Origin of the sequence: Aromatoleum toluvorans, from assembly GCF_012910905.1 — a bacterium.
In the GTDB taxonomy this organism is placed as follows: domain Bacteria; phylum Pseudomonadota; class Gammaproteobacteria; order Burkholderiales; family Rhodocyclaceae; genus Aromatoleum; species Aromatoleum toluvorans.
The window spans coordinates 48,029-61,845 of the sequence record NZ_WTVN01000024.1; the positions used below are offsets into that span (position 1 = coordinate 48,029).

Annotated in this window: 10 protein-coding genes; 3 read left to right on the top strand and 7 right to left on the bottom strand. The window is 67.2% G+C overall.

Annotation, left to right across the window (positions count from 1 at the left end; genetic code table 11):
• Positions 1 to 51: 51 nt before the first annotated feature.
• From gcvT to gcvH, 6 genes are all read right to left on the bottom strand, one after another.
• Entirely contained in the window at positions 52 to 1,182 is a 1,131-nt protein-coding gene (gene gcvT, locus GPA22_RS15245) for a glycine cleavage system aminomethyltransferase GcvT (RefSeq protein ID WP_169256921.1), read from the bottom strand.
• A 32-nt stretch (positions 1,183 to 1,214) separates the two neighbouring features.
• Entirely contained in the window at positions 1,215 to 2,594 is a 1,380-nt protein-coding gene (locus GPA22_RS15250; RefSeq protein WP_169256922.1) for an L-serine ammonia-lyase, read from the bottom strand.
• Between the two features lie 8 nt (positions 2,595 to 2,602).
• Positions 2,603 to 4,027: an amino acid permease gene (locus GPA22_RS15255; protein WP_169256923.1), complete on the bottom strand. Its 1,425-nt coding sequence runs from the start codon at positions 4,025 to 4,027 to the stop codon at positions 2,603 to 2,605.
• Between the two features lie 98 nt (positions 4,028 to 4,125).
• Positions 4,126 to 5,379, bottom strand: coding sequence for a serine hydroxymethyltransferase (glyA, locus tag GPA22_RS15260; protein ID WP_169256924.1), 1,254 nt, complete (start codon positions 5,377 to 5,379; stop codon positions 4,126 to 4,128).
• Positions 5,380 to 5,480: 101 nt separating this feature from the next.
• The gene (gene gcvP, locus GPA22_RS15265) at positions 5,481 to 8,363 is read right to left on the bottom strand and encodes an aminomethyl-transferring glycine dehydrogenase (protein WP_169256925.1); all 2,883 of its coding nucleotides are present in this window, start codon (positions 8,361 to 8,363) and stop codon (positions 5,481 to 5,483) included.
• Between the two features lie 34 nt (positions 8,364 to 8,397).
• A complete protein-coding gene (gene gcvH, locus GPA22_RS15270; protein WP_169256926.1) occupies positions 8,398 to 8,766 on the bottom strand; it encodes a glycine cleavage system protein GcvH in 369 nt (122 codons plus the stop codon).
• Positions 8,767 to 9,108: 342 nt separating this feature from the next.
• Between gcvH and GPA22_RS15275 the strand changes: the two genes are divergently transcribed.
• The 3 genes from GPA22_RS15275 (at position 9,109) to GPA22_RS15285 (ending at position 11,205) form a co-directional block, all read left to right on the top strand.
• A complete protein-coding gene (locus tag GPA22_RS15275) occupies positions 9,109 to 9,426 on the top strand; it encodes a metal-sulfur cluster assembly factor (RefSeq protein ID WP_211169153.1) in 318 nt (105 codons plus the stop codon).
• Positions 9,416 to 10,546, top strand: a complete 1,131-nt coding sequence (locus GPA22_RS15280; protein WP_246264424.1) for a hypothetical protein — start codon at positions 9,416 to 9,418, stop codon at positions 10,544 to 10,546. Before GPA22_RS15275 ends, GPA22_RS15280 begins: the two co-directional genes overlap by 11 nt.
• 152 nt (positions 10,547 to 10,698) lie before the next feature.
• Positions 10,699 to 11,205, top strand: coding sequence for a TIGR00645 family protein (locus GPA22_RS15285; RefSeq protein WP_169256928.1), 507 nt, complete (start codon positions 10,699 to 10,701; stop codon positions 11,203 to 11,205).
• 33 nt (positions 11,206 to 11,238) lie between these two features.
• On the opposite strand, the gene GPA22_RS15290 is transcribed toward GPA22_RS15285, so the two are convergent.
• On the bottom strand, positions 11,239 to 13,809 hold the full coding sequence (locus tag GPA22_RS15290) for a [protein-PII] uridylyltransferase (protein ID WP_425483962.1): 2,571 nt from the start codon (positions 13,807 to 13,809) through the stop codon (positions 11,239 to 11,241).
• Positions 13,810 to 13,817: the final 8 nt, after the last annotated feature.

Sequence of the window (13,817 nt, forward strand, 5' to 3'; positions counted from 1 at the left end):
GTCTGCATGAGAGGCGGGCGCCCCGGCGGATGCGGGGCGCCCGGTGGGGCATCAGCCGCGGTAGTAGCGCTGCGGCACGAAGGGGGTGGCGGCGACTTCGATCGGGACGGGCTTGCCGCGGACCATGGCGGAGAGCTGGGTGCCGACCTTGGCGAGCGCGGTGCTGACGTAGCCCATGGCGACCGGGGCTCCCAGCGTCGGGCCGAAGCCGCCGCTGGTGACGACGCCGACGACGGTGCCGCTGGCGTCGACGATCTCGGCGCCTTCACGCACCGGCACGCGGGCGTTCGGGCGCAGGCCGACACGCTTGCGCGAGACGCCGTTGGCGATGTGGCCGAGGATCACCTCCGCGCCGGGGTAGCCGCCCGCGCGCGCGCCGTCCGCACGGCGGGGCTTGGACAGCGCCCAAAGCAGGCTGCTCTCGACCGGCGAGGTGTTCACGTCGAGGTCGTGGCCGTACAGGCACAGGCCCGCTTCCAGGCGCAGCGAGTCGCGCGCGCCGAGGCCGATCGGGGCGACTTCGGGGTGGCTCAGCAGCTCGCGCGCGAGCGCCTCGGCCTTGTCGGCGGGCACCGAGATCTCGTAGCCGTCCTCACCCGTGTAGCCCGAGCGGCTCACGTAGCACGGCACGCCGAGGAGGTTCACGGTGATGCTGTTCATGAACACCATCTTCGCCACCTCGGGCGCGAGGCGCGCCAGCACGGTCGCGGCAGCGGGGCCCTGCAGCGCGAGCAGCGCGCGGTCCGCGAGCACCTCGACCTGGCAGCGGCCGGACAGGTGCTTCTGCATGTGCGCGATGTCCTGCGCCTTGCACGCGGCGTTCACCACCACGAAGAGGCGGTCGCCGAAGTTTGCGACCATCAGGTCGTCCATCACGCCGCCGGTCTCGTTGGTGAACAGTGCGTAGCGCTGCATGCCCTGCGGCAGGTCGAGGATGTCGACCGGCACGAGGGTCTCCAGTGCCGCAGCGGCCTCGGGGCCGACGAGGAACACCTGCCCCATGTGCGAGACGTCGAAGAGGCCCGCCTGGGTGCGCGTGTGGGTGTGCTCCTTGATGATGCCCGCGGGGTACTGCACGGGCATCTCGTAGCCGGCGAAGGGCACCATCTTGGCGCCCAGCGAGACGTGCAGGTCGTACAGCGGGGTGCGCAGCAGCGGTGCGTCGGAATGGGTGTCGCTCATCATGTTTCCTTTGTCTGGGTGTCAGGGGGTCATCAGCATTCGATGACGTTCACGGCGAGGCCGCCGCGGGCCGTTTCCTTGTATTTCAGCTTCATGTCGGCGCCGGTGTCGCGCATGGTCTTGATGACCTTGTCGAGCGACACGAAGTGCTTGCCGTCGCCGCGCAGCGCCATGCGCGCGGCGTTGATCGCCTTGATCGAGCCCATCGCGTTCCGCTCGATGCAGGGCACCTGCACGAGCCCGCCGACCGGGTCGCAGGTGAGCCCGAGGTTGTGCTCCATGCCGATCTCGGCGGCGTTCTCGACCTGCTCGGGGGTGCCGCCCAGCACTTCGGCCAGCGCCCCCGCGGCCATCGAGCACGCCACGCCGACTTCGCCCTGGCAGCCGACCTCGGCGCCCGAGATCGAGGCGTTCTCTTTATAGAGGATACCGATCGCGGCCGCGGTGAGGAGGAAGCGGATCACGCCCTCCTCGCTCGCGCCGGGGATGAAGCGGCTGTAGTAGTGCAGCACCGCCGGCACGATGCCCGCGGCGCCGTTGGTCGGGGCGGTGACGACGCGCCCGCCGGTGGCGTTCTCCTCATTGACGGCGAGGGCGTAGAGATTGACCCAGTCCATCGTCGTCAGCGGATCACGGATGCTCGCCTCGGGGGCGCTCGAGAGCTTGCGGTACATCTCGGCGGCGCGGCGCTTCACGTGCAGGCCGCCGGGCATGATGCCTTCCTTCTCGCAGCCGCGGCGCACGCACAGCTGCATCACGTCCCAGATGCGCAGCAGCCCCGAGCGCGTCTCCGCGTCCGTGCGCCACGCGCGCTCGTTCTCCAGCATCAGCTGGCTGATCGACAGCCCCTTCGCGCGGCACTGCGCGAGGAGCTCCGCGCCGCTCTTGAACGGATGCGCGAGGGGGGTAGCGTCCTCGACGATGCGGTCGGCGCCGGCGGCGCTCTCGTCGACCACGAAGCCGCCGCCCACCGAGTAATACACCTTGCTCACGAGTGTCTCGCCGGCCGCGTCGAAGGCCGCGATGCGCATGCCGTTGGGGTGGTAGGGGAGCGACTGGCGGCGATGCATCACGAGATGCTCGCGCTCGACGAAGGCGACCGGGTGCTCGCCGGCCAGTTGCAGGCGTTGCTCGCCGCGGATGCGCGCGAGCTTGCCCTCCACCTGCTCGGTGTCGACGAGATCGGGCGCCTCGCCTTCGAGGCCCAGGAGCACGGCCTTGTCGCTGCCGTGCCCCTTGCCGGTCGCGCCGAGCGAGCCATAGAGTTCGGCCTTCACGCTTGCGACCCGCGCGAGCAGGCCGGACTCCTTGAGGCCGTTCGCAAAGACCTGCGCCGCGCGCATCGGCCCCACGGTGTGGGACGACGACGGCCCGATGCCGATCTTGAACAGGTCAAAAACGCTGATGGCCATGATTGAAATTACCTCGAGGTTTCGGCGGCGAGCGCGTTGCCGTTGCCGTTACGCGCCCTGGAGATCAGGAAGCCCACGGTGAGGAGCGCGAACCACGCCGGCGCGACATAGAGCGCGACGCGGGTCCCGGCATCCATGCCGAGGAAGACGACGACGAGCGCCAGGAAGAGGAGCACGAACCAGTTGGCGTAGGGCGCGCCGGGCATGCGGAAGAACACCGCCTTGGCCTCGCCGCGCGCGACCGCCTGGCGGTACTTGAGGTGCGCCCACACGATGATGCCCCAGGTCCACACGGCGCCCACGGTCGCGACACTCGTGACATAGACGAAGGCTTCCTCGGGCACGATGTAGTTCAGCGCGACGCCGACCAGCATCGCGGCGGCCGACAGCGTGATCGCGTTGGCGGGCACGTGGCTCTTGCTGACCTTGCCGAGCGCGGCCGGGGCCTGCTTGAACTGGGCGAGCGTGTAGAGCATGCGGCCGGTGCTGAAGATGCCGCTGTTGCACGACGAGGCGGCCGCGGTGATGACGACGAAGTTGATGATGCCGGCCGCCGCGGGGATGCCGATCTTCTCGAACACGGTGACGAACGGGCTCATGTTGGGGTTGAGTTCGTTCCACGGCACGAGCGACATCAGCACGATCAGCGCGCCGATGTAGAAGATCAGGATCCGCCAGGTGACGCTGTTGGTCGCGTGCGGCAGCACCTTCTCGGGGTTCTGCGCCTCGCCCGCGGTGACGCCGATGAGTTCCACGCCGGTGTAGGCGAAGCACGCGATCTGCAAGGTGAGGATGACCCCGACCACGCCCATCGGTGCGAAGCCGCCGTGCGACCACAGGTTGGAGAAGCTCGCGGTCTTGCCCAGGTCGCTCACGCCGAAGAGGATGATCGTGAGGCCGATCACGAGCATCGCGACGATCGTGACCACCTTGATGATCGCGAACCAGAACTCCATCTCGCCGAACACCTTCACGGCGATGAGGTTGGCGCCGTAGAGCACGAGCAGCGTGACGAGCGCCGGGATCCACTGCGGCACGTCGGGGAACCAGTAGTGTACATACACGCCGACTGCGGTGAGCTCGGCCATGCCGGTGACGATCCACGTGAACCAGTAGGTCCAGCCGGTGACGTAGCCGGCCCACGGGCTGACGTACTCCTCGGCGTAGGTCGCGAACGAGCCCGCCACCGGACGGTGGATCAGCAGCTCTCCCAGCGCGCGCATGATGAAGAAGATCGCCAGGCCCGCGAACGCGTAGGTCACCAGCAGCGCGGGGCCCGCCTTGCTGATGGCTTTCGCCGAGCCGAGAAACAGGCCCACCCCGATCGCACCGCCGATGGCGATGAGCTGGATGTGCCGATCCTTGAGGCCTCGTTCGAGGTCCTTGCCTTCGTGCCGCTGCTCTTCGTCGAGCATGTCACTGACGCGTGTCATCCTTCAGTCCCTTCCTCTGTAGTTTGAAAAAACGTCTCTCTCTGGTGCGGAAAAAGGGGGCGCCCCTCGCGCCCCCGTGCTGCCTGTCTTTTATTGTTTTACCGGCCGTACACCGGGAAGCGTGCGCACAGCGCGGATACCTTCGCGCGCACCGCCTCGATCACCGCGGGGTTGTCGACGGCGTCGAGCACGTCGCAGATCCAGCCTGCGAGCTCCTTGACTTCATTGATGCCGAAGCCGCGCGTGGTCGCCGCCGGCGTGCCGATGCGGATGCCGCTGGTGACGAAGGGCGACTGCGGGTCGTTCGGCACGGTGTTCTTGTTCACCGTGATGTGCGCGGCGCCGAGTGCCGCATCGGCGGCCTTGCCGGTGATGCCCTTGGCGATCAGGTCGACCAGGAAGAGATGGTCGTCGGTGCCGCCGGAGACGATCTTGTAGCCGCGCTCGACGAACACGCCCGCCATCGCTTGCGCGTTGGCGATCACCTGCTGCTGGTAGGCTTTGAAGGACGGATCGAGCGCTTCCTTGAAGGCCACCGCCTTCGCCGCGATGACGTGCATCAGCGGGCCGCCCTGGGTGCCGGGGAAGACCATCGAGGCGATCTTCTTCTCGATGTCTGCATTGGCGCGGCCGAGGATGATGCCGCCGCGCGGGCCGCGCAGCGTCTTGTGCGTGGTGCTGGTGACGATGTCGGCGAAGGGCACCGGGCTCGGGTAGAGGCCCGCGGCGACGAGGCCGGCGACGTGGGCCATGTCGACGAACAGCAGCGCGCCGACCTTGTCCGCGATCGCACGGAAGCGCGGGAAGTCGAGGTGACGGGCGTAGGCCGAGAAGCCGGCGACGATCATCTTGGGCTTCGACTCGACCGCGAGCGCCTCGAGCGCGTCGTAGTCGATCACGCCGTCGTCGGTGACGCCGTACTGCACCGCGTTGAAGACCTTGCCGGAGAAGTTCACCTTCGCGCCGTGCGTGAGGTGGCCGCCGTGGGCGAGGCTCATGCCGAGGATCGTGTCACCGGGCTGCAGCAGCGCGAAATACACCGCGGCGTTGGCCTGCGAGCCCGAGTGCGGCTGCACGTTGGCCCAGTCGGCGCCAAAGAGCTGCTTGGCGCGGTCGATCGCGAGCTGCTCGACGACGTCGACGTGCTCGCAGCCGCCGTAGTAACGCTTGCCGGGGTAGCCCTCGGCGTACTTGTTGGTGAGCACCGTGCCCTGCGCCTGCATCACGCGCGGGCTGGCGTAGTTCTCGGACGCGATGAGCTCGATGTGGTCTTCCTGGCGGTGACGCTCGGACTCGATCGCGCCCCACAGCTCGGGGTCGAAACCGGCGATCTGCATGGAGGTGTCGAACATGGGGAATTCTCCGAAACTGGGGATCAGCGGGGCGACGCCGGCACGCGCCGGACATCGCCCCTCAGGGTGAGTGAGGACAAGGGCTGCGCTGGGCGCGCGCCTCAGGCCTGTTCGTAGTCGGACATCGGCGGGCAGGCGCACACCAGGTTGCGGTCGCCATACACGTTGTCCACCCGGCCGACCGGCGACCAGTACTTGTTCGCGCGCAGGCTCGCGAGCGGATACACGGCCTCTTCGCGGCTGTACGGGTGGGTCCATTCGCCGGCGATCGCTTCCGCGGTGTGCGGGGCGTTGACCAGCGGGTTGTCCTTGGCGTCGTACTCGCCGCTGCCGACCTTGGCGATCTCCTGGCGGATCGCGATCATCGCGTCGCAGAAGCGGTCGAGCTCTTCCTTCGACTCGCTCTCGGTCGGTTCGATCATCAGCGTGCCGGGCACCGGGAACGACATCGTCGGCGCGTGGAAGCCGAAGTCGATCAGGCGCTTGGCGACGTCATCGACGGTGACGCCGGTCGAGTCCTTGAGCGGACGCAGGTCGATGATGCACTCGTGCGCGACCATGCCGTTCTCGCCGCGGTACAGCACCGGGTAGTGCGCGTCGAGGCGCTGGGCGATGTAGTTGGCGTTGAGGATCGCCATCACGGTGGCGTGGCGCAGGCCGTCGCGGCCCATCAGCGCGATGTAGGTCCAGGTGATCGGCAGGATGCTGGCGCTGCCGTAGGGCGCGGCCGCGACCGCGCCGATGCCCTTGAGGCCGCCCGTGGTGTTGCCGGGGAGGAAGGGCGCGAGGTGCGACTTCACGCCGATCGGGCCGACGCCCGGTCCGCCGCCGCCGTGCGGGATGCAGAAGGTCTTGTGCAGGTTGAGGTGCGACACGTCGCCGCCGAACTTGCCCGGGCCGCACAGGCCGACCATCGCGTTCATGTTGGCGCCGTCGATGTACACCTGGCCGCCGTTGGCATGCACGATCTCGGTGATCTCGCGGATCGCGGTCTCGAACACGCCATGCGTCGAGGGGTAGGTGATCATGAGCGCGGCGAGCTTGTCGCTGTGCTGCTCGGCCTTCGCCTTGAGGTCGGCGACGTCCACGTTGCCCTTGTCGTCGCAGGCGACGACCACCACGCGCATGCCGGCCATGTTGGCGGTGGCGGGGTTGGTGCCGTGCGCGGAGCTCGGGATCAGGCACACGTCGCGCTGCGCTTCACCGCGGCTCGCGTGGTAGGCGCGGATCGCCAGCAGGCCCGCGTACTCGCCCTGCGAACCGGCGTTGGGTTGCAGCGACACGGCGTCGTAGCCGGTGCAGGCGCACAGCATCTGCTCCAGCTCGGCGGTGAGCTGCGCGTAGCCCTGCGACTGGTCGGCCGGCGCGAAGGGATGGATGCCGCCGAACTCGCGCCAGGTGATGGGGATCATCTCGGTGGTGGCGTTCAGCTTCATCGTGCACGAGCCCAGCGGGATCATCGTGCGATCGAGTGCCAGGTCCTTGTCGGCCATCGCGCGCAGGTAGCGCAGCATCTTGGTCTCGGACTGGTACATGCTGAACACCGGGTGCGTCAGGAACGCGGAGCTGCGCAGCTGGCCGGCCGGCAGCGCTTCCGGCTCGAGGTGCTCGACGTCGGCGAAGACGGGGACTGCCGCGCCGTTGGCGAACACCGCCCACAGCGCCTCGACATCGGCGCGGGTCGTGGTTTCATCCAGCGAGATGCCGACGGTCGTGGCGTCGATCTCGCGCAGGTTCATTTCCTTGGCGCGAGCGGCGGCATGCACGGTCGCGGCGTCGGCGACGCGCACGGCGATGGTGTCGAAGAAGGACTTCGTGACGACTTCCGCACCGACGCGGCGCAGGCCGGCAGCGAGCGTCGCGGTCAGGCGATGCACGCGGCGTGCGATCGTCGTCAGGCCCTTCGGGCCGTGGTAGCACGCGTACAGGCTCGCCATCACGGCCAGCAGCACTTGCGCCGTGCAGATGTTGGAGGTGGCCTTCTCGCGGCGGATGTGCTGTTCGCGCGTCTGCATCGCGAGGCGGTAGGCCTTCTTGCCGTGGCTGTCGATCGACACGCCGACGACGCGGCCCGGCATCACGCGCTTGTGCGCGTCGAGCGTGGCGAAGTAGGCGGCGTGCGGGCCGCCGAAGCCCAGCGGGATGCCGAAGCGCTGCGTCGTGCCGATCGCCACATCCGCACCGAGTTCACCCGGCGACTTCAGCAGCGTCAGCGCGAGGAGATCGGCGGCGACGACGACCAGTGCCTTCTTGGCGTGGGCGGCGGCGACGATCGCGGCGTAGTCGACGACTTCGCCGGTGCTGGCCGGGTACTGCAGCAGCACGCCGAAGAATTCATGCTGGTCGAGCTCGGTCGCGGGGTTGCCGACGATCACCTCGAAGCCCAGCGGTTCGGCGCGGGTGCGCACGACTTCGATCGTCTGCGGGTGGCAGTCGCTCGAGACGAAGAAGGCCTTGGCCGGGTTCTTGGAGAGACGCTGGCAGAAGGTCATCGCCTCGGCCGCCGCGGTCGCTTCGTCAAGCAGCGAGGCGTTGGCGATCTCCATGCCGGTCAGGTCGGTGATCATGGTCTGGAAGTTCAAGAGCGCTTCCAGGCGGCCCTGCGAGATCTCCGGCTGGTACGGCGTGTAGGCCGTGTACCAGGCCGGGTTCTCGAGGACGTTGCGCAGCACGACACCCGGGGTGTAGGTGTCGTAGTAGCCGGTGCCGATGAACGAACGGAATACCCGGTTCTTCCCCGCGATCTCGCGCAGCTTCGCGAGCGCAGCGGCCTCGGTCAGGCCTTCGGGGAGGGAGAGGGGCGAAGGCGACAGGATCGAGGCCGGGATCACCTTGTCGATGAGCTGGTCGAGCGAATCGAGGCCGAGGGCGGCGAGCATCGCCTGCGTCTCGGCCGCGTCGGGGCCGACGTGGCGGCCGACGAAATCGTCACGCTGCTCGAGCTGCGCGAGCGTCGCGGGGAAGCGGGTATCGTTCATGTTCATGGCGGGGGCTGTCTCCGTTGGGGGCGGGGGTCGATCAGGCGGTCAGCTTGTCGTAGGCGGCCTGGTCGAGCAGGCTCTCGAGCGCGGACGCGTCGTCGAGGCGGATGCGGATGAACCAGCCCGCGCCCTGCGGATCCTCGTTGACGGTGGCGGGAGCATCGGCCAGCGCGGCGTTGACTTCGACGACGGTGCCCGCCAGCGGCATCTTCAGTTCGCCGGCAGCCTTCACCGACTCGATGACCGCCGCTTCGTCGCCCGCCGCAAAGCTCGCGCCGACGTCCGGCAGCTGCACGAAGACGATGTCGCCCAGCGCGTTCTGCGCATAGTCGGTGATCCCGACGGTCGCGACATCGCCCTCGACGCGCAGCCACTCGTGGTCTTCGGTGTATTTGATCGTGCTCATGGTGTCTTCCTTGATGCGTATGTGGGTGGCCGCAATGCCGGGCCTCGGATAACGGGTCGCATCGTAATTGCTCGGCGGCATTTCCAGTTTTGATAGTTGAAATGAAATCATTTGTGGAATTAATGCGAGCAATGTCCGGTGTCCCTGCGAACCTTCATCGGGGCAGTGGCGTTCGGGTGCTTTAAGGGGCGGGAGGTGCTGCCGGGCGAAACGAGTCCGCGGTCGGCCCGCAGGCGCGGGCCGGAAGAAATGCCGAATGCGACCCGGTTGGAGTCGCAACCGATTTTGCGTTCATAATCGGCTCCTCCAAACCGCGGACAAGGAGATATCGGAATGCCCGCAATGCCCGATGTGGAATCCGTCAAGGCAGTGCTTCGCCAGGTCATCGATCCCGAGGTGGGCGTCAATATCGTCGATCTCGGCCTGGTCTACGGTATCGACATCACGCCGGACCAGATCTCGATCCGGCTGACGATGACGTCTCCCGCGTGTCCCATGGGCGACATGATCATGGGCGACATCGATGCTGCACTCGACGCGGCCCTGCCGCCCGAAATCGGCGTCGTGGTCAATCTCGTGTGGGATCCTCCCTGGACGCCCGAGATGATGAACAAGGAGGCGCGCGGACATTTCGGCTGGAAGGGGCACGATGACCGCTGATCGGCCCGCCGAAAGGGGGGCGGGCGTCGTGGCGGTAGAGCCGAAGATCCTCCCCCGTGTGCTGTGCCTCGTGATGGCGATGTTGTCCCTCGTCGTCGGGGTTGCATCCGGGCTCGCGCGCCTGGGGACCGCAGTGCCCGACCTGGCCGCCGGCTTGGCCGGCTGGCACGCCGCGCTGATGATCTGCGCATTTTTCGGGACGGTCATCGGGCTCGAACGCGCCGTGGCGCTGGCGCATCCCGCCGCCTACGCGGGACCGCTGGCATCGGGCCTGGGCGGGCTGGCGCTGCTCCTGCACTTGCCGCTGGCCTGGGCGCAGGCCTTGTTCATCCTGGCTTCCCTGGTCCTCGTCGGCGGCGCGATCGCGGTGACGAGGCGTCAACTGGCGCTATTCACGCTCACGCTTGCGGTGGGCGCCGCCTGCTGGCTCGCCGGGAACGTCGCCTGGGCGGCGAGCGGGCTGCTTCAGGCGGCCATTCCCTGGTGGCTGGCATTTCTGGTGGTCACGATCGCGGGGGAGCGGCTCGAACTGACCCGGTTCCTTCCCGCACGGCGGGAAGCGCCGCCGCTGTTCCGGATAGCCGTCGGCACCATTCTCGTCGGTGCGGCGACGACGATCTGGTTCTCGTCCGGCGGGCTGGTGCTGTTTGCCGCGGGCCTGGGTGCGCTGTCGATGTGGCTACTGCGCTACGACATCGCCCGTCATAACGCCGGACAACGCGGCCTCGTGCGCTACATCGCGCTCTGTCTGTTGTCGGGCTACGCCTGGCTGGCTACGGGAGCGGTGATCGGACTCGCCGGGGGATTCGAGCCCGCGCATCCGCTGCGCGACGCGGCCCTGCATGCGATCACGCTCGGTTTCGTGTTTGCAATGGTGTTCGGCCATGCGCCGATCATCTTTCCCGCGATCGCCCGCGTCCGCATTCCCTACCATCCGGTTTTCTACCTGCCGCTTGCGCTGCTCCATGTCTCGCTGGCAGCGCGGATCGCGGGCACGGCGCTGGGCGACGCGGGGGTCCTGCTCCGGCTCGGCGGGGTCGCGAACGCCGTAGCCCTCGTCGCGTTCATCGTGACCATGCTTGCCAGCGTGCTGCGCGGCCGTCGAAGTGGCAAGCGATGAGGCGATTGCGGCCGATCGGTCGGTTGCAGTGATTCTGTAACCGCCTCATGCGATGGTGATTCGCCATCCGGGTTCCCATGGTGCGGCGGGGCGCCGTCTGCCAGCTGGTAGAATCCGGATACGACGTTCCACCGAGTTTTCCCTGCCTTCCAATGAAAAAAATCGAATCCGCATTCGAACACATGCTCTTTGCCAGCCGCTGGCTGATGGCGCCCGTCTATTTCGGGCTGATCATGGCGCTGGTGGTGCTCCTCGTGAAATTCACGAAGGAGATCTGGTTCCTCTTCAGCCACATCATGAGTGCGAGCGGGGCGGAAATGATCATCGGCGTCCTGTCGCTCGTCGATATCGCGCTGATCATGAGCCTGCTGATCATCATCATGTTCAGCGGCTACGAAAACTTCGTCTCGAAGATGGAGGACCTGCACGCCCATACGGATCGTCCCGAATGGATGGGGCATATCGGCTTTTCCGACCAGAAGATCAAGCTGATCGGTTCGATCGTGGCGATTTCCGGTATCGAATTGCTGAAGGCCTTCCTCAACGTCGACAACGTGCCGGACCGGCACCTCGCCTGGATGGTCGGCATCCACGTCACCTTCCTGGTGTCGGGGGTGTTGTATGCGCTGATGGATCGCCTGCAGGGCAAGGGGCACTGAGGCCCGTCGTCGGCGCCCGGCCCCGGGCGCTGACTAGACCTGCAGCCGTTCGAGCAGCTCGCGCTCGATCTGCAGGATCTGGCCTTCGAGTGCCAGGCGCGCGCCGCTGATGAGGAAGGTGTCCTCGGCGCGCTCGCCCAGCGTGGCGATCTTCGCTGTATGCAGGCGTATTTCGTGCCGCACGAGCACTTCGGCGACCGAGAACAGCAGGCCCGGGCGGTCTGCCGCCACGAGCGACAGGATGAAATGCTTTCCCGGTTCGTCCGGCTGGATGCTGATCTGCGGAGTGATCGGGAAGTGCTTCATCTGACGGGACAGCCGACCCTGTGTCGGGCGATCCGGCGCCCCTGGATGCGTCAGACGCGCGGTCAGCTCGTGCTCGATCAGCGTGATGACGTCCCGATAGTGCGCGGCATTGCCCGGGTCCTGCAGGATGAAGCTGTCGAGGGCGTAGCCGTGGCGCGTCGTATGCACCTTCGCGTCGAGAATCGAGAAGCCCAGCCGTCCGAAAAAGCCGGTCATGCGCACGAACAGGTCTTTCTGGTCCGGCGTGAACACCATCACCTGAACGCCTTCCTCACCCTCGAGGACCCGCGCCTTGACCACCGGCTCCTCGCTCTGCGGGCGGAAATACAGCACGCGTGTGTGCCAGGCGATCTCTTCCGCGGAATGGCGCATGAAATAGACGGCGTCGAGTTGCGTCCATAGCGCTTCCTCGATGGCGGGGCGCAGACCGTAGTAGCGCAGCAGTTCGCGGGCGTCCTCCTGGCGATCGTCGAGGCCCAGCGCCTGCTGCGGCGTCGCGCCGCGCAGCAGGCGTTGCGTCGCGAAGAACAGATCCTCGAGCAGCTTGCCCTTCCAGCCGTTCCACACCTTCGGGCTCGTGCCGCGAATGTCCGCGTGCGTGAGCAGGTAGAGTGCGGTCAGGCGACGCTCCGTCTGCATCGTGTCGGCAAACCGGCGAATGACATCGGGGTCGGTCGTGTCTTCCTTCTGCGCGACCTGAGACATCGTGAGGTGGTGGGCCACCAGCCACACGACCAGGTCGGCGTCCTCGGCTGCCAGCACGTGATGCTCGCAGAATTCCCGCGCGTCGGCCATGCCCAGCTGCGAGTGGTCTCCCCCGCGCCCCTTGGCGATGTCGTGGAAGAGGGCGGCGATGTACAACAGCCAGTGGCGGTCGAATCCCAGTATCAGCCGCGTCATCAGCGGATATTCGTGCGCATGCTCGCCCATCGTGAAGCGGCGCATGTTGCGCAGGACCATCAGGATGTGCTGGTCCACCGTGTAGACGTGGAACAGGTCGTGCTGCATCTGGCCGACGATGCGGCGCCAAGCGGGCAGGTAGTGGCTCAGGATGCCGTACTGGTTCATCCGGCGGAACTCGTGCACGATGCCGCGCTTCTGCTTCAGGATCTCCAGGAATAGCGCCCGGTTCTCGGGAGCGGCGCGAAAGGCGGCATTGATCCGGGTGCGGTTCAGCCACAGGGCGCGCAGCGTCCGCGCCGTCATGCCCTTCAGTTCCGAGCGCTGCTGGAGCAGCAGGAAGCACTCGAGGAGCGCAGACGGGTGGCGCTCGAAAGTGTCCTCGCCGCGGATGTCGAGCAGTTCGCGCACCGCCTGGAAGCGCTCGTTGATCACGAAGGCGGCGCCCCCCCGGTCGGGGAAGATCTCGGCACCGTAGTTCTGCAGCAGGATGGTGTTGGTCTGCGTGACCTTCTTGGCGTTCACGTAGTACCGCTGCATGAACACTTCGGACGCGCGCTTTGCCGCGGTCGCCTCGATGCCGAAGGCGCGCGCGAGCTTCTCCTGGTGGTCGAACAGCAGCCGGTCCTCTGCACGCCCCGTCAGGTAGTGGAGACGGATGCGCACGTGCTGCAGGAAGCGTTCGATGCTGCGCAGTTCGCTCGCTTCCGCGCCGGTGATCAGGCGCCGCCGCGCAAGGTCGCGCCAGTTTCGCCCGAGGCCGGCCGCGCGCGCGATCCAGCCCAGCATCTGCAGGTCGCGCAGCCCCCCGGGGCTCTCCTTGCAGTTCGGCTCCAGCGCATACGGCGTGTCGTTGAAGCGCGCGTAGCGATTTTCCTGTTCGAGCTGCTTCGCCTTGTAGAAGGCGTGCACGTCCAGCTGTGCCCGATACCGCTGCGCGAATTCGTCGAACAGCCGGGCGTTGCCCTCGAGCAGCCTCGCCTCGAGCAGATTGGTCTGGACGGTGATGTCTTCCTCCGCCGCTTCCAGGCACTCGTCCGGCGTGCGCACGCTCTGGCCGATCTCGAGGCCGACGTCCCACAGCGCGCCGATCAGGGTGCTGATGCGCGCCTGCAGCGGTCCGTCCGCGGCGGCAGGCAGCAGCACCAGCAGGTCTACATCCGAGTGGGGAAACAGCTCGCCGCGACCATATCCGCCGACCGCCAGGAGCGCGACCTCCGGGGGCATCGCGCAAGCGCGCCACAGATGGATGATCGCCTCGTCCACCAGATGGGCGCGGCCCTTGAGCACCGTCGATGTCGCCGGATGTGCGTCGTAGGCGGCGCGCAGGCGCGCGTTCCCCTGCGCGAGGTGCTCGCGCGCATGCACCAGCGCGGCCTGGAAATCATCCACCGACATGACACTCA